Annotated in this window: 12 protein-coding genes; all 12 read left to right on the top strand. The window is 72.7% G+C overall.

What is annotated here, in order from left to right:
* The first annotated feature begins 55 nt into the window (after positions 1-55).
* The 12 genes from ACFYMP_RS01040 to ACFYMP_RS00985 all read left to right on the top strand — a co-directional run bounded on the left by ACFYMP_RS01040 (position 56) and on the right by ACFYMP_RS00985 (position 16,124).
* The gene (locus ACFYMP_RS01040) at positions 56-436 is read left to right on the top strand and encodes a DUF2752 domain-containing protein (RefSeq protein WP_388849522.1); all 381 of its coding nucleotides are present in this window, start codon (positions 56-58) and stop codon (positions 434-436) included.
* Between the two features lie 232 nt (positions 437-668).
* Positions 669-1,478, top strand: coding sequence for an indole-3-glycerol phosphate synthase TrpC (trpC, locus tag ACFYMP_RS01035; RefSeq protein WP_388848394.1), 810 nt, complete (start codon positions 669-671; stop codon positions 1,476-1,478).
* Between the two features lie 10 nt (positions 1,479-1,488).
* Complete coding sequence (trpM, locus tag ACFYMP_RS01030) at positions 1,489-1,737, top strand: tryptophan biosynthesis modulator TrpM (protein ID WP_388848391.1); 249 nt, start codon at positions 1,489-1,491, stop codon at positions 1,735-1,737.
* A gap of 124 nt (positions 1,738-1,861) precedes the next feature.
* A complete protein-coding gene (gene trpB / locus ACFYMP_RS01025) occupies positions 1,862-3,142 on the top strand; it encodes a tryptophan synthase subunit beta (protein ID WP_388848388.1) in 1,281 nt (426 codons plus the stop codon).
* Entirely contained in the window at positions 3,139-4,023 is an 885-nt protein-coding gene (trpA, locus tag ACFYMP_RS01020; protein ID WP_388848385.1) for a tryptophan synthase subunit alpha, read from the top strand. Before trpB ends, trpA begins: the two co-directional genes overlap by 4 nt.
* A gap of 122 nt (positions 4,024-4,145) precedes the next feature.
* On the top strand, positions 4,146-4,925 hold the full coding sequence (locus ACFYMP_RS01015; protein WP_388848382.1) for a DsbA family protein: 780 nt from the start codon (positions 4,146-4,148) through the stop codon (positions 4,923-4,925).
* A 307-nt stretch (positions 4,926-5,232) separates the two neighbouring features.
* Positions 5,233-6,207, top strand: a complete 975-nt coding sequence (gene lgt / locus ACFYMP_RS01010) for a prolipoprotein diacylglyceryl transferase (RefSeq protein WP_388848379.1) — start codon at positions 5,233-5,235, stop codon at positions 6,205-6,207.
* Between the two features lie 231 nt (positions 6,208-6,438).
* The gene (locus ACFYMP_RS01005) at positions 6,439-7,284 is read left to right on the top strand and encodes a VIT1/CCC1 transporter family protein (RefSeq protein ID WP_388848376.1); all 846 of its coding nucleotides are present in this window, start codon (positions 6,439-6,441) and stop codon (positions 7,282-7,284) included.
* 354 nt (positions 7,285-7,638) lie between these two features.
* On the top strand, positions 7,639-12,264 hold the full coding sequence (gene gltB, locus ACFYMP_RS01000; RefSeq protein WP_388848373.1) for a glutamate synthase large subunit: 4,626 nt from the start codon (positions 7,639-7,641) through the stop codon (positions 12,262-12,264).
* Positions 12,257-13,720 carry a glutamate synthase subunit beta gene (locus tag ACFYMP_RS00995; RefSeq protein ID WP_388848370.1) on the top strand — a complete coding sequence of 488 codons (1,464 nt, stop codon included), beginning with the start codon at positions 12,257-12,259 and terminating at the stop codon, positions 13,718-13,720. The genes gltB and ACFYMP_RS00995 overlap by 8 nt, the downstream gene beginning before the upstream one ends.
* Positions 13,721-14,066: 346 nt before the next feature.
* Positions 14,067-14,270: a cold-shock protein gene (locus tag ACFYMP_RS00990; protein ID WP_363145956.1), complete on the top strand. Its 204-nt coding sequence runs from the start codon at positions 14,067-14,069 to the stop codon at positions 14,268-14,270.
* Between the two features lie 87 nt (positions 14,271-14,357).
* A complete protein-coding gene (locus ACFYMP_RS00985; protein ID WP_388848366.1) occupies positions 14,358-16,124 on the top strand; it encodes a DEAD/DEAH box helicase in 1,767 nt (588 codons plus the stop codon).
* The last annotated feature ends 156 nt before the right edge of the window (positions 16,125-16,280 follow it).

The raw sequence follows: 16,280 nt of genomic DNA, 5'->3' as shown, positions 1-16,280 counted from the left end.
GCCGGCCCCCGACACGCCCACCGGGGGCACCCGCCGCGGCCCCGTACGCCGCCTCCTGGGACCCGCCGCGGCCCTCGGCGCGGTCCTCGCGGCCTTCGCCTACGTCGGCACCGTCGACCCCAACGAGCCCGGCCACTACCCGGCCTGCCCCCTGCTGCGCCTCACCGGGCTGTACTGCCCCGGCTGCGGCGGGCTGCGCAGCGCCCACGCCGTCGCCCACGGCGACCTCCTCGGCGCTCTCGGCGACAACGCGCTCGCCGTCCTCGGCTACGGCGCCGCCGCGATCCTGTGGGGCGTGTGGGTGCTGCGCGCCGTACGAGACCGCCCCGGGCCCCCGACGGCGCTCACACCGCGCGCGACCTGGGCCCTGGGCGGTGTGCTCCTCGTGTTCTGCGTTGTCCGGAACCTGCCCCTGGGCTCCTTCCTGCGTCCGTGACGTTTCGTCCCGGTCCGCTCCCCGGAGCCGGTATGAAAAGTCCAGGTCATGGGACTGGCGTCAACCGGATGCGAGCCCTACGCCCCGCGGCGGATACCATCGCAGTGGCGCCCGGTTCCCGTCCCGGTTCCCCACGGGGAGCCGCCACGGTCACCTCCGGGGCCTGTCCGAAAATCGTCCCTCCCCCGTCGTCACCGTCGCGGGGAGGGGTTCCGGGAAGGAGTCCGCCGGCGTGAGTGTGCTCGACGAGATCATCGACGGAGTGCGTGCCGACCTCGCCCAGCGGCAGGCGCGCGTCAGCCTCGACGAGCTGAAGCAGCGCGCCGCGCGAGCCCCCGAGGCCCGGGACGGACTCGCCGCCCTGCGCGGTGACGGAGTCAAGGTCATCTGCGAGGTCAAGCGCTCCAGCCCCTCCAAGGGCGCCCTCGCCGCGATCGCCGACCCGGCCGCCCTCGCCGCCGACTACGAGGCGGGCGGCGCCGCCGTCATCTCCGTCCTCACCGAGCAGCGCCGCTTCGGCGGCTCCCTCGCCGACCTGGAGGCGGTCCGCGCCAAGGTCGACATCCCGGTCCTGCGCAAGGACTTCATCGTCACCTCGTACCAGCTGTGGGAGGCCCGTGCCCACGGAGCCGACCTCGCCCTGCTGATCGTCGCCGCCCTGGAACAGCCGGCCCTCGAATCGCTCATCGAACGGGCCGTCTCCATCGGGCTCACCCCCCTCGTCGAGGCCCACGACGAGGAGGAGGTCGAGCGCGCCGTCGAGGCCGGAGCCAAGATCATCGGGATCAACGCGCGCAACCTCAAGACCCTCAAGGTCGACCGCGACACCTTCGAGAGGGTCGCCCCCGAGGTCCCCGCGGGCCTCATCAAGGTCGCCGAGTCCGGAGTGCGCGGCCCGCACGACCTCATCGCCTACGCCAACGCCGGCGCGGACGCCGTCCTGGTCGGCGAGTCCCTCGTCACCGGCCGCGACCCGAAGGCCGCCGTCTCCGACCTCGTCGCCGCCGGCGCCCACCCCGCGCTGCGGCACGGCAGGAGCTGACCGCTCCCCGATGAACCCTCCCGCGAGCGGCACCGAGAGCCTCCGGCCGGGCACCCCCCGCCCCGCCGCGGCCCCGGCGCGCCCGCAGCCGGAGGCGCCCGTCCCCGCGCGCGACCCCTACGCCCGCCTCGCCCGCGGCTGCAAGCCGCGCGGCTGCCGGGCCCCGGCCCGCCGCGTCCACGGCCGCCGCGTGCGGTACGTCATCGGTGACGAGCCCGGACAGGTCAACGGCATGCGATGGCGCCGCCCCGGCCGCTGAGGCGCACCCGTGTACCCGGACCCGTCCGGGCGCACGGCACCCCGTGCGCGGCGGCCCTCCGTGTTCACCGTCAGCCCTTCACCCGGGCCGCTCACGCGCGCCCCGGCACACAGGAGCACACGAGATGCCGAGCGAGTTCTTCCTCCCCGATCCCGAGGGGCGGATTCCCAGCGCCGAGGGGTACTTCGGCGCCTACGGCGGCAAGTTCATCCCGGAGGCGCTGGTCGCCGCCGTGGACGAGGTCGCCGTCGCCTACGACAAGGCCAGGACAGACCCCTCCTTCGCCGCCGAGCTGGACGATCTGCTGGTGAACTACACCGGCCGCCCCAGCTCCCTCACCGAGGTCCCCCGCTTCGCCGAACACGCAGGCGGGGCGCGGGTGTTCCTCAAGCGCGAGGACCTCAACCACACCGGCTCGCACAAGATCAACAACGTGCTCGGGCAGGCCCTGCTGACCCGCCGCATGGGCAAGACCCGGGTCATCGCCGAGACCGGCGCCGGCCAGCACGGCGTGGCCACCGCGACCGCCTGCGCCCTGTTCGGCCTCGACTGCACGATCTACATGGGCGAGATCGACACCGAGCGCCAGGCCCTCAACGTGGCCCGCATGCGCATCCTCGGCGCCGAGGTCGTCGCCGTGAAATCGGGCAGCCGCACCCTCAAGGACGCCATCAACGAGGCGTTCCGCGACTGGGTCGCCAACGTCGACTCCACGCACTACCTGTTCGGCACCGTCGCCGGCCCCCACCCCTTCCCCGCGATGGTCCGCGACTTCCACCGCGTCATCGGCGTGGAGGCCAGGCGCCAGATCCTGGAGCGCGCCGGACGCCTCCCCGACATCGCGGTCGCCTGCGTGGGCGGCGGCTCCAACGCGATGGGCCTGTTCCACGCCTTCCTTCCGGACACCTCCGTCCGGCTGCTCGGCTGCGAGGCGGCCGGACACGGCGTCGACTCCGGCGAACACGCCGCGACCCTCACCGCGGGCGAGCCCGGCATCCTGCACGGCTCCCGCTCCTACGTCCTACAGGACGAGGAGGGCCAGATCACCGAGCCGTACTCCATCTCCGCCGGCCTCGACTACCCCGGCATCGGCCCCGAGCACGCCTACCTGCGCGACTCCGGGCGCGCCGAGTACCGCCCGGTCACCGACGACGCGGCCATGCGGGCGCTGCGCCTGCTCTCGCGCACCGAGGGCATCATCCCGGCCATCGAGTCGGCGCACGCCCTCGCCGGGGCGCTGGACGCGGGCCGGGAACTGGGCCCCGAGGGCCTCGTCCTCGTCAACCTGTCCGGCCGCGGCGACAAGGACATGGACACCGCCGCGAAGTACTTCGGGCTGTACGACGAGGAGAGCGTCGTCGTCGACGCCGTCGTCGAGGCCGACACCGAGGGGGAGCCCCAGTGACCAGCACCAGCACCCACGCCGCTCCGGCCGACGCGGGCACCGCGCCGCACTCCGGCAACCTCGCCCTGCTCGGCGAGAGCCTCGCCGCCGCGAAGGCCGAGGGGCGCGCCGCGCTCATCGCCTACCTCCCGGCCGGTTTCCCGACCGTCGAGGGCGGGATCGAGGCCGCCAAGGCCGTTCTGGAAGCCGGCGCCGACGTGGTCGAGATCGGGCTGCCGCACAGCGACCCGGTCATGGACGGCCCCGTCATCCAGACCGCCGACGACATCGCGCTGCGCGGCGGGCTGAAGATCGCCCACGTCATGCGCACCGTCCGCGAGGCGTACGAGGCGACGGGCAAGCCCGTCCTCGTCATGACGTACTGGAACCCCATCGACCGCTACGGCGTCGAGCGGTTCACCCGGGAGCTGGCCGAGGCGGGCGGCGCCGGCTGCATCCTGCCCGACCTTCCCGTCCAGGAGTCCGCGCTGTGGCGCGAGCACGCCGGCAAGCACGGGCTCGCGACCGTGTTCGTCGTCGCGCCCAGCAGCAAGGACGCCCGGCTCGCCGAGATCACCGCGGCCGGCTCGGGCTTCGTGTACGCCGCCTCCCTCATGGGCGTCACCGGCACCCGCGCCTCGGTCGGCGCCCAGGCGCAGCGGCTCGTGGAGCGGACCCGTGTGAGCACCGCACTGCCGGTGTGTGTCGGACTCGGCGTCTCCAACGCGGAACAGGCCGCCGAGGTGGCCGGATTCGCCGACGGGGTCATCGTCGGCTCGGCCTTCGTCAAGCGCCTGCTCGACGCACCCGACCCGGCGGCCGGTCTCGCCTCCGTACGGGAACTCGCCGCCGACCTCGCGCGGGGTGTCCGCGCGGGCCGGGACAGGGCCGCCACGCAGTAGGGCCCGCCGGCCCCGGGCGGGCCGCGGGCCCCCACCGGCAACCTGGCGCCCCGCCGTTCGCTCGTAGGTGTGAAAAAGGGACCGGGGAGGCACGTGTGCCTCCCCGGTTCGTTTGCGCAGGTGTGAGCGAGAAGAATCGTCAGGGAAAGCTGTCCGCCCGCGAGCGCATCGCGGCCGACCGCCGTCAGGAGCAGGTCCGGGAGAAGCGCCGCAAGACCGTGGTCGTGGCGGTCTCGGTCGCCGCCGTCCTCGGGGTGGCCGGGGCCATCGGCGCCGTCGCCGCCAACCTGAACGGGGACAAGGCGGACGCCGCCGGGCCCGTCGTGACGCCCAAGGGCGCGGCGGGGGAGGACGGCCTCGCGATCCCCGTCGGCAAGGAGTCCGCGAAGTCCACCCTCACGATCTGGGAGGACTTCCGCTGCCCCGCCTGCGCCCAGTTCGAGGGCGCCTACCGCTCGACGATCCACGAGCTGGCCGGCAAGGGCCAGCTCAAGGTCGAGTACCACCTCGCGACGCTCATCGACAAGAACATGGGCGGCAGCGGCTCGGCGCGCGCCGCCAACGCGGCGGTCTGCGCCCAGGACGCCGGGAAGTTCCCCGAGTACCACGACGAGCTGTACCGCAACCAGCCCGCCGAGACCGAGGACACCTTCGCCGAGCCGGACAAGCTCCTCGGACTGGCCAAGAAGGTCGACGGCCTCGACACGCCCGCCTTCCGGTCCTGCGTCGAGAAGGGCACCCACGACGCGTGGGTCGCGAAGTCCGACGAGAAGTTCCAGCAGGGCAACTTCCGCGGCACCCCGACGGTGCGGTTCAACGGCAAGGACGTGTTCTCCGACCAGAAGAACCCGCTGACCCCCGCCAAGCTCAAGAAGCTGGCCGAGGACGCGGCGCGCGGCTGAACGCCCGGGGAGAACGGGGGAGCACCGGGGCGCGCAGGACGCACGGAACCGGGCGGCGGCCACCAGCCCGGGGCCCGTCGGTCCTGCGCGGCCCCGGCCGCCCTGCGGTCGGCGACCCGGTGACCGGCCCGCGCCCTTCGCGGGCGTGCTCCCACCGGGTGTGAGCGGGCACACCCCGCCGGGTACGCCAGGGTTGTCCGCCCCCCGAACCGGGGCCGTCCGCGTGACCGTCGTGTCGCTCGTTACGGAGCCGTTGCCTGGGCTGGAGTCCGCGTTCCGGGCCCGGCACGGTAGCGTCGGACCTGCCATGGACCTTGCCTTCATTCCCAGCCCGTCGCGCGGGGTGCTGTACCTCGGCCCCCTCCCTCTGCGCGGATACGCGTTCTGCATCATCATCGGCGTCTTCGTCGCCGTGCTGCTCGGAAACCGGCGCTGGATCGCGCGCGGTGGCCGGCCCGGCACCGTCGCGGACATCGCCGTATGGGCGGTGCCCTTCGGCCTGGTGGGGGGCCGCCTCTACCACGTCGTCACCGACTACGAGCTGTACTTCGCCAAGGGCCGCGACTGGGTCGACGCCTTCAAGATCTGGGAGGGCGGCCTCGGGATCTGGGGCGCGATCGCCTTCGGCGCGCTCGGCGCCTGGATCGGCTGCCGGCGGCGCGGGATCACGCTCCCCGCGTGGGCCGACGCGGTGGCCCCCGGGGTCGCCTTCGCCCAGGCCATCGGCCGCTGGGGCAACTGGTTCAACCAGGAGCTGTACGGAAAGCCGACCGATCTGCCCTGGGCCGTCAAGATCACCAGCGACACCGGCGGCCGGGTCCCCGGCACGTACCACCCGACCTTCCTCTACGAGTGCCTGTGGTGCATCGGCGTCGGGCTCCTGGTCATCTGGGCCGACCGGCGTTTCCGCCTCGGACACGGCCGGGCCTTCGCGCTGTACGTCGCCGCGTACTGCGCCGGCCGCGGCTGGATCGAGTACCTGCGGGTCGACGAGGCCCACCACATCCTGGGCGTCCGGCTCAACGTCTGGACCGCGATCCTGGTGTTCCTGGCCGCGGTCGTCTACTTCGTGCTCTCCGCGCGGCTGCGGCCGGGCCGCGAGGTCATCCACGACCGCGGTGACGGCAGCGACCCCGAACCGCGGGGCGCGGCCGGGGACGGCGCGGACACGGGGGGCGTCGAGGACGGCCATGGCGTCGAGGACGTCAAGAGCGGCGAGGGTTCCGGGGACGTGAAGGAGGCCGAGCAGGACCCGGCCTCCACCTCGCTGAAGAAGAGCTAGGTTCCCCCGGCCCCCTCCTCCGGCGGTCCACCGGCCCGGCCGCTCCGCGCGGGGCGAGGCGTCCGTCGTACCCCCGGTAAGCGCTGGTAAGTACGGCCTTCCTTGCTGGCGGGACGGCTTTTCCGTGCGTACTTTCGAACCGTCGCGAGGGCTCCCGCCGGGCCCCGCGAGGGGGAGCGGACGACCCGGTCGAGGGCCGCCGCGCGAGCGGAGAAGAGGAACACGGGCGCGATGGCCGTCACCGAGAAACACCTGAAGAGCGAAGAGACCCGGGGAGCCGGGGGGACCGAGGGCGCTGGAAGGACCGGGGGCTCCGGGGGGACCGGATCGCCGCTCGCGCACCGCGGCCACCCGAAGGACCCGGACGACCAGGGCCACGGCGGCCACCAGGACCACCACACCCACCGCGACGTCACCGGCGGCTGGCTGCGTCCCGCCGTCTTCGGCGCGATGGACGGGCTCGTGTCGAACCTCGCGCTGATCACCGGGGTCGCGGGCGGCGCGGTGGCCCCGCACACCGTCGTCCTGACCGGTCTGGCCGGACTGGCCGCGGGGGCCTTCTCCATGGCGGCCGGCGAGTACACCTCGGTCGCCTCGCAGCGTGAACTGGTCCTCGCCGAACTCGACGTCGAACGCCTTGAACTGCGCAGGCACCCCGAGGACGAGATCGCGGAACTCGCCGAGCTGTACGTCGCGCGCGGCGTCGAGCCGGAACTCGCCGCCGAGGTGGCCCGGCAGTTGTCCGCCGACCCCGAGCAGGCCCTGGAGATCCACGCCCGCGAGGAACTCGGCGTCGACCCGGGCGACCTGCCCTCGCCGTCCCTGGCGGCCGGGTCCTCGTTCGTGTCCTTCGCCGTGGGCGCGCTGCTGCCCGTGCTGCCGTACCTGCTGGGCGCGACCACGCTGTGGCCCGCGGTCCTGCTCGCGCTCGCCGGGCTCTTCCTGTGCGGGGCCGTCGTCGCCCGCGTGACGGCGCGCACTTGGTGGTTCGGCGGACTGCGCCAGCTCGTGCTGGGCGGCGCCGCCGCCGGTGTGACCTACGTCCTGGGCAATCTCTTCGGCGCCGCCGTAGGATGAGGCCCTATACAGGGGTGCGCATAACTAATCGTTACCCGGCGGTTTCAGGAGTGCGACCGAAGGGCATGAGCCGTACGCGCCGCGGGCAACGTCGCCCGCACGCCCCAGAGCCGACGGCACGCACCCGTGGCCGTACCGGCTTCCGGCACCCGGCCCCCACCGGGCCCGCCCCCGTCACGGCCACTCGCCCGACCAGCACGTCGATCGGTTCGCACCCCCTTGGTTGTCCGCATGATGGAACGAAGTATCCGGTTTCCGGGATTGCTTCCATCATGTAACCTGCTCGAAATTTCGCAGAGGGCCAACGTCGTCCCTCGGCACATGTCATATGCCACGACGACGACGGGAGAGCCGATGCGTACACCGCGCCCGCAGTCCCAGCATTCAGCGGCCCAGGGCTCCGCGGTCACCTCGACCTCCTGGGCCCACATGGATGCCCGCCCTGCCGCCCAGGGACTGTACGACCCCAGCTTCGAGCACGACGCCTGCGGCGTCGGCTTCGTGGCCACCCTCACCGGTGAGGCGAGCCACGCGCTGGTCGAGCAGGGCCTCACGGTCCTCAAGAACCTGGAGCACCGCGGCGCGACCGGCTCAGAGCCCGACTCCGGTGACGGAGCGGGTCTCCTCTCCCAGATCCCGGACGCCTTCCTGCGCGAGGTCGCCGGTTTCGACCTGCCCGAGGCCGGCGCCTACGCGGTCGGCATCGCCTTCCTGCCCGAGAACGGCGCGGACGACGTGGCCGACGCCGTCGGCCTGATCGCCGCCGAGGAGGGCCTCGCCGTCCTCGGCTGGCGCGAGGTCCCCGTCGCCCCGCAGCTGCTCGGCGCCACCGCCCGCGCCACGATGCCCGTCTTCCGCCAGCTGTTCGTCGTCGACGCCGCGGACACCGAGCCCGCGACCGGTATCGCCCTGGACCGCAAGGCGTTCGTGCTGCGCAAGCGCGCCGAACGCGAACTGGGCGTCTACTTCCCGTCGCTGTCCGCCCGCACGATCGTGTACAAGGGCATGCTGACCACCGGCCAGCTCGAACCCTTCTTCCCGGACCTCTCGGACCGCCGCTTCGCGAGCGCCATCGCGCTCGTGCACTCCCGGTTCTCCACGAACACCTTCCCGAGCTGGCCGCTCGCGCACCCCTACCGGTTCATCGCCCACAACGGCGAGATCAACACCGTCAAGGGCAACCGCAACTGGATGCGCGCCCGCGAGTCCCAGCTCGCCTCCGAGCTGTTCGCCGGCGACTCCCTGGAGCGGATCTTCCCGATCTGCACCCCGGACGCCTCGGACTCCGCCTCCTTCGACGAGGTCCTCGAACTCCTCCACCTCGGCGGCCGCTCCCTGCCGCACAGCGTGCTCATGATGATCCCCGAGGCATGGGAGAACCACGCCTCGATGGACCCGGCACGCCGCGCGTTCTACGAGTACCACGCCTCCCTCATGGAGCCCTGGGACGGCCCCGCCGCCGTCGCCTTCACCGACGGCGTCCAGATCGGCGCCGTCCTCGACCGCAACGGTCTGCGCCCCGGCCGCTACTGGGTGACGGACGACGGACTGGTGGTCCTCGGTTCCGAGGTCGGCGTCCTCGACATCGACCCCTCCAAGGTCGTCCGCAAGGGCCGCCTCCAGCCCGGCCGCATGTTCCTCGTGGACACCGCCGAGCACCGCATCATCGAGGACGACGAGATCAAGGCCGAACTCGCCGCCGCCCACCCCTACCAGGAGTGGCTGGAGGCCGGCGAGATCGAACTGCCCGACCTGCCCGAACGCGAGCACGTCGTCCACACCCACGCCTCGGTCACCCGCCGCCAGCAGACCTTCGGCTACACCGAGGAGGAGCTGCGCGTCCTGATCGCGCCCATGGCCAAGACCGGCGCCGAGCCCATCGGCTCGATGGGCACCGACTCGCCCATCGCCGCGCTCTCCGCCAAGCCCCGCCTGCTCTTCGACTACTTCACACAGCTGTTCGCGCAGGTCACCAACCCGCCGCTGGACGCCATCCGTGAGGAACTCGTCACCTCCCTGCGCTCCAGCCTCGGCCCGCAGGGCAACCTCCTGGAGCCCTCCGCGGCCTCCTGTCGCGGCGTCACCCTGCCCTTCCCGGTGATCGACAACGACGAGCTGGCCAAGCTCATCCACATCAACGCCGACGGCGACCTGCCCGGGATGACGACGGCGACCCTCTCCGGTCTCTACCGCGTCTCCGGCGGCGGCCGCGCCCTCGCCGAGCGCATCGAGGAGATCCGCGCCGAGACCGACGCCGCCATCGAGGGCGGCGCCCGCCTCATCGTCCTCTCCGACCGGCACTCCGACGCCGAGCACGCCCCGATCCCCTCGCTGCTGCTCACCGCCGCCGTCCACCACCACCTCATCAAGACGAAGCAGCGCTCCCAGGTGGGCCTGCTCGTCGAGGCCGGGGACGTGCGCGAGGTCCACCACGTCGCGCTGCTCATCGGCTACGGCGCCGCCGCCGTCAACCCCTACCTCGCCATGGAGTCCGTCGAGGACCTCGTGCGGGCCGGCACCTTCCTGCCCGGACTCGACGTCGAGGAAGGCATCCGCAACCTCATCTACTCGCTCGGCAAGGGCGTCCTGAAGGTGATGTCCAAGATGGGCATCTCCACCGTCGCCTCCTACCGCGGCGCGCAGGTCTTCGAGGCCGTCGGCCTGTCCCAGGAGTTCGTCGACACCTACTTCTCCGGGACCACCACCAAGATCGGCGGCATCGGCATCGACGTCGTCGCCGAGGAGGTCGCCGCCCGCCACGCCAAGGCGTACCCCGCCTCCGGCATCGCGCCCGCGCACCGCGCGCTCGACATCGGCGGCGAGTACCAGTGGCGCCGCGAGGGCGAACCGCACCTGTTCGACCCGGACACCGTCTTCCGCCTCCAGCACGCGACCCGCACGCGGCGCTTCGACATCTTCCAGCAGTACACCGCGCGCGTGAACGAGCAGTCCGAGCGGCTCATGACGCTGCGCGGCCTGTTCGGGCTCACCTCCGACCGCCCCGCGATCCCCGTCGAGGAGGTCGAGCCGGTCTCCGAGATCGTCAAGCGCTTCTCCACCGGCGCCATGTCGTACGGCTCCATCTCCAAGGAGGCGCACGAGACCCTCGCCATCGCGATGAACCAGCTCGGCGGCAAGTCGAACACCGGTGAGGGCGGCGAGGACCCCGACCGCCTCTACGACCCGGCCCGGCGCTCCGCCATCAAGCAGGTCGCCTCCGGCCGCTTCGGCGTCACCAGCGAGTACCTCGTCAACGCCGACGACATCCAGATCAAGATGGCCCAGGGCGCCAAGCCCGGCGAGGGCGGCCAGCTGCCCGGCCACAAGGTCTACCCCTGGGTCGCCAGGACCCGGCACTCCACCCCGGGTGTCGGGCTCATCTCCCCGCCCCCGCACCACGACATCTACTCCATCGAGGACCTCGCCCAGCTCATCCACGACCTGAAGAACGCCAACCCCAAGGCGCGCATCCACGTCAAGCTGGTCTCCGAGGTCGGCGTCGGCACCGTCGCCGCCGGGGTGTCCAAGGCGCACGCCGACGTCGTCCTGGTCTCCGGCCACGACGGCGGCACCGGCGCCTCCCCCCTCACCTCCCTCAAGCACGCGGGCGGCCCCTGGGAACTCGGCCTCGCCGAGACCCAGCAGACCCTGCTGCTCAACGGGCTGCGCGACCGCATCGTCGTCCAGACCGACGGACAGCTCAAGACCGGCCGCGACGTCGTCATCGCCGCGCTGCTGGGCGCCGAGGAGTTCGGTTTCGCGACCGCCCCCCTCGTCGTGTCCGGCTGCGTCATGATGCGCGTCTGCCACCTCGACACCTGCCCCGTCGGGATCGCCACCCAGAACCCGGTGCTGCGCGAACGCTTCGCCGGCAAGGCCGAGTTCGTCGTCAACTTCTTCGAGTTCATCGCGGAGGAGGTCCGCCAGCTCCTCGCCGACCTCGGCTTCCGCTCCATCGAGGAGGCCGTGGGCCGCGCCGAGGTCCTCGACACCTCGCGCGCCGTCGACCACTGGAAGGCGCAGGGCCTCGACCTCGCCCCGCTCTTCCACGTGCCCGAGCTGCCCGAGGGCGGGGTGCGCCACCGCGTCACCGAGCAGGACCACGGCCTGAGCAAGGCCCTCGACAACGAGCTGATCAGGCTCGCCGCCGACGCCCTGCACGCCGCCTCCCCCGAGGAGGCCCAGCCGGTGCGCGCCCAGGTCGCCATCCGCAACATCAACCGCACCGTCGGCACGATGCTCGGCCACGAGGTGACCCGGAAGTTCGGCGGCGCCGGACTGCCCGAGAACACCGTCGACATCACCTTCACCGGCTCGGCCGGCCAGTCCTTCGGCGCCTTCCTCCCGCGCGGCGTCACGCTGCGCCTGGAGGGCGACGCCAACGACTACGTCGGCAAGGGCCTGTCCGGCGGCCGCGTCGTGGTCCGCCCCGACCGGGGCGCCGACCACCTCGCCGAGTACTCCACCATCGCGGGCAACACCCTCGCCTACGGCGCGACCGGCGGCGAACTGTTCCTGCGCGGCCGGGTCGGCGAACGCTTCTGCGTCCGCAACTCCGGCGCCACCGTCGTCGCCGAGGGCGTCGGCGACCACGGCTGCGAGTACATGACCGGCGGCCAGGCCGTCGTCCTCGGCGAGACCGGACGCAACTTCGCGGCCGGCATGTCCGGCGGCATCGCCTACGTCATCGACCTCGACCGCTCCCACGTCAACGCCGGTAACCTCGAATCCGTCACCGACGTGCTCGACGAGGCCGACACCGCCTGGCTGCACGACGTGGTGCGCCGCCACCAGGAGGAGACCGGCTCCACCGTCGCCGAGAAGCTCCTCGCCGACTGGGACGCCGCCGTGACGCGCTTCAGCAAGATCATCCCCCGTACGTACCAGGCCGTGCTCGCCGCCAAGGACGCCGCCGAGCGGGCCGGGCTCTCGGAGAACGAGACCCAGAACAAGATGATGGAGGCGGCGACCAATGGCTGACCCCAAGGGCTTCCTCACCCACGGACGCGAGGTCGCCAAGACCCGTCCCGTCGGCGAACGCGTGCAGGACTGGAACGAGGTCTACGTCCCCGGCTCGCTGCTGCCGATCATCTCGACCCAGGCGTCCCGCTGCATGGACTGCGGCATCCCGTTCTGTCACCAGGGCTGTCCGCTGGGCAACCTCATCCCCGAGTGGAACGACTACGCCTACCGCGAGGACTGGTCCGCCGCCTCCGAACGGCTGCACGCGACGAACAACTTCCCCGAGTTCACCGGGCGGCTGTGCCCCGCGCCCTGCGAGTCGGCCTGCGTGCTCGGCATCAACCAGCAGCCGGTCACGATCAAGAACGTCGAGGTCTCCATCATCGACAAGGCGTGGGAGACCGGTGACGTCACGCCGAGCATCCCCGAGCGCCTGTCCGGCAAGACCGTCGCCGTCATCGGCTCGGGACCGGCCGGACTGGCCGCCGCCCAGCAGCTGACCCGGGCCGGGCACACCGTCGCCGTCTACGAGCGCGCCGACCGCATCGGCGGGCTCCTGCGGTACGGCATCCCCGAGTTCAAGATGGAGAAGCGGCACATCAACCGCCGTATCGAGCAGATGCGCGCGGAGGGCACCAAGTTCCGCACCGGGGTCGAGATCGGCCGCGACATCGACGCGGCGAAGCTGCGCAAGCGCTACGACGCCGTGGTCATCGCCGCCGGGTCCACCGTCTCCCGCGATCTGCCGGTCCCCGGCCGCGAGCTGAACGGCATCCACTTCGCGATGGAGTACCTGCCGCTGTCCAACAAGGTCCAGGAGGGCGACTACGTCACCTCCCCGATCTCCGCGGAGGGCAAGCACGTCGTCGTCATCGGCGGCGGCGACACCGGCGCCGACTGCGTCGGCACCGCCCACCGGCAGGGCGCCGCCTCCGTCACGCAGCTGGAGATCATGCCGCAGCCCGGCGCCGAGCGGCACCCGGTCACCCAGCCCTGGCCGACCTTCCCGCTGCTCTACAAGGTCACCTCCGCGCACGAGGAGGGCGGCGAGCGGATCTACTCCGCCTCCACCACCCACTTCGAGGGCGACGAGGACGGCAACGTCCAGTCCCTGCACCTCACCGAGGTCGAGTTCGTGGACGGCAAGCTCACGCAGAAGCCGGGCACCGAGCGGAGCATCCCCGCGCAGCTCGTGACCCTCGCGATGGGCTTCACCGGCATCGACCAGTCCGGCGGCCTCGCCGAGCAGTTCGGCGTGGACCTCGACGCGCGCGGCAACGTCGCCCGCGACGAGCACTTCGAGACCAGCGTCCCGGGCGTCTTCGTCGCCGGTGACGCCGGCCGCGGCCAGTCCCTCATCGTGTGGGCCATCGCCGAGGGCCGCTCCGCCGCCCGTAACGTGGACGCCTACCTCACCGGGGCCAGCGCCCTGCCCGCCCCGATCCGTCCCACCGACCGCTCCCTGGCGGTCTGACCCGTACCACCCACACGTCCCGTACAAAGGCGTACGGAACTGAACGCGGCGCCTGCCCCGTCCCCGACCAAGGACGGCAGGCGCCGTGGCGCGTCCCGGGCCACCCGGCGAGCCCCGGAACGACACGCCGGCCAGGTGTGGCGCGTCCCACCCGGCACATCCAAAACCGTCGTGTTAGGCTGGCGGAGTTGCAGTTTTGGTACCCATAGAACTTCTTATGTGCGCCTGACGGAATGCTTCGTCGGGCGCATTGTTTGTTTTGTTCCGGTTAACCGGATGGGGCTCATGGTGCGACACGGTGTACACGAGGTGTGTGCACCGCTCCGTCTCATCAAAGGAGAACGACATGGCCACCGGAACCGTGAAGTGGTTCAACAGCGAAAAGGGCTTCGGCTTCATCGAGCAGGACGGCGGCGGCCCCGACGTCTTCGCTCACTACTCCAACATCGCGTCCTCGGGCTTCCGTGAGCTCCAGGAGGGCCAGAAGGTGTCCTTCGAGGTCACCCAGGGCCAGAAGGGCCTCCAGGCGGAGAACATCGTTCCCGCCTGACCCTCGCAGGCCGCGAACCTCGCGACCGGGGCCCGCACCGGCAGGTGCGGGCCCCGGTCGTCTGCTGTCTCCAGGAAGGCACACCCCATGACCAGCTCTCAGGAGCCCGCCCGCCCGGCGCGCGACTCCGCCCGCCCGGCCCGTGGCCGCTCCCGCTCCGGTCGTACGGGTACGACCTCCGGCGACGCCGCGCCCGCCCGCCGCACCGGCGGCGCCCCGCGCAAGGCCTCCGCCGGCAACCGCGCCGGCGCTGCCCGCAGGCCCGCCGCCGCCCCGCAGGGCGACTTCACCCCGCCCCAGACCCTCACCCCGGCGCTGCCGCCCGCCCCGGCCTTCGAGGACCTCGACATGCCCGAGGGCCTCCTGAAGACCCTCGCGGAACAGGGCGTCAGCACCCCCTTCCCGATCCAGTCGGCGACCCTGCCCAACTCCCTGGCCGGACGCGACATCCTCGGCCGGGGCCGCACCGGCTCCGGGAAGACCCTCGCCTTCGGCCTGGCCCTGCTCGCCCGCACCGCCGGCCGCAAGGCCGCCCCGCGCGCCCCGCTCGGCCTCGTACTCGTCCCCACCCGGGAACTCGCCCAGCAGGTCACCGACGCCCTCACCCCGTACGCGGACGCCCTGGGCCTGCACCTGACGACCGTGGTCGGCGGACTGTCGATCGGCAAGCAGGCCGGCGCGCTGCGCCGCGGCGCCGAGATCGTCGTCGCGACCCCCGGCCGCCTCAAGGACCTCCTCGACCGGGGCGACTGCACCCTGGAGAACGTCGCGGTCACCGTCCTCGACGAGGCCGACCAGATGGCCGACATGGGCTTCCTCCCGCAGGTCACCCGGCTGCTCCAGCAGGTCGAGCCGGACGGCCAGCGCATGCTGTTCTCCGCGACGCTGGACCGCAACATCGACCGGCTCGTGAAGCAGTTCCTGACCGACCCCGTCGTGCACTCCGTCGACCCCTCGGCGGGCGCCGTCACGACGATGGAGCACCACCTGCTGCACCTCGCCGACGAGACCGAGAAGAAGGCCGTCACCCACCGCATCGCCGCCCGCGAGGGCCGGGTGATCCTCTTCATCGACACCAAGCGGGGCGCCGACCGCCTCGCCAAGCGCCTGCTCGCGGACGGCGTCAAGGCCGCCGCCCTGCACGGCGGACGCTCCCAGCCGCAGCGCAACCGCACCCTCGACCAGTTCAAGAACGGCCAGGTCACCGCCCTGGTCGCGACGAACGTCGCGGCCCGCGGCATCCACGTCGACGACCTCGATCTGGTCGTCAACGTCGACCCGCCGATGGACCACAAGGACTACCTGCACCGGGGCGGGCGCACCGCCCGCGCCGGCGAGTCCGGCAGCGTCGTGACCCTCGTCCTGCCCGAGCAGAAGCGCGAGATGTCCCGCCTCATGGTGGCGGCCGGCATCACCCCGCACACCGCCCGGGTCGCCTCCACCGACCCCGAACTCGCCCGGATCACCGGGGCGCGGGAGCCCTCCGGCGTCCCCGTCGTCCTGGAGGTCCCGGTGCAGCCGACCGCGCAGAACCAGAACGAGGGCGCCGGCCCGTCCCGGACCGGTGGCTCCTCCTCTTCCTCGCGCGGCCGGCGCCGCCGCAGGCCGGCCGGCGCCCAGGGCGCCGCACCCGGTACCGGGACGGGCACCACATCCTCCTCGGGCGGAGCGCGCCAGGGCGGCTCGCGCGCCACCGGCGGCAACGCCGAAGGCGGCCGCAGGGGCGCCGCGGGCGGCCAGGGCCGAGGCGGCCAGGGCCGAGGCGGGGCCTCCGGCTCCGGCCGGCCCCAGGGCGCCGGCGGCGGCGCGGCCCGCTCCCGCTCCGGCGGCCGGGGACGCTCCACGGGGCGCTGACAGCTCCGCCGGGCGCCCCACGGGGCGACGCTGGAATCCCGCCGGGCGTCCACGGGCGCCGGACCCCGCGGGGGACACCCCGCGAGGCGCTGCCGCCCCTGACACCCCGCCGGCCCGCACGACGCCGCCCCCGGTGCCGCCGACCGAAGCCACGGT

The sequence above is a fragment of the Streptomyces sp. NPDC007088 genome, from assembly GCF_042869355.1.
Classification (GTDB): Bacteria; Actinomycetota; Actinomycetes; order Streptomycetales; family Streptomycetaceae; genus Streptomyces.
The sequence above is the reverse complement of the archived record's forward strand: the minus strand, read 5'-3'. Positions and strand labels throughout refer to the sequence as shown.

Coding starts and splice junctions, on each gene's coding strand:
- trpM (WP_388848391.1), top strand. CDS start 1,489: ATGAACCCTCCCGCGAGCGGCACCGAGAGCCTCCGGCCGGGCACCCCC.
- trpB (WP_388848388.1), top strand. CDS start 1,862: ATGCCGAGCGAGTTCTTCCTCCCCGATCCCGAGGGGCGGATTCCCAGC.
- lgt (WP_388848379.1), top strand. CDS start 5,233: ATGGACCTTGCCTTCATTCCCAGCCCGTCGCGCGGGGTGCTGTACCTC.
- ACFYMP_RS01005 (WP_388848376.1), top strand. CDS start 6,439: ATGGCCGTCACCGAGAAACACCTGAAGAGCGAAGAGACCCGGGGAGCC.
- gltB (WP_388848373.1), top strand. CDS start 7,639: ATGCGTACACCGCGCCCGCAGTCCCAGCATTCAGCGGCCCAGGGCTCC.
- ACFYMP_RS00995 (WP_388848370.1), top strand. CDS start 12,257: ATGGCTGACCCCAAGGGCTTCCTCACCCACGGACGCGAGGTCGCCAAG.
- ACFYMP_RS00990 (WP_363145956.1), top strand. CDS start 14,067: ATGGCCACCGGAACCGTGAAGTGGTTCAACAGCGAAAAGGGCTTCGGC.
- ACFYMP_RS00985 (WP_388848366.1), top strand. CDS start 14,358: ATGACCAGCTCTCAGGAGCCCGCCCGCCCGGCGCGCGACTCCGCCCGC.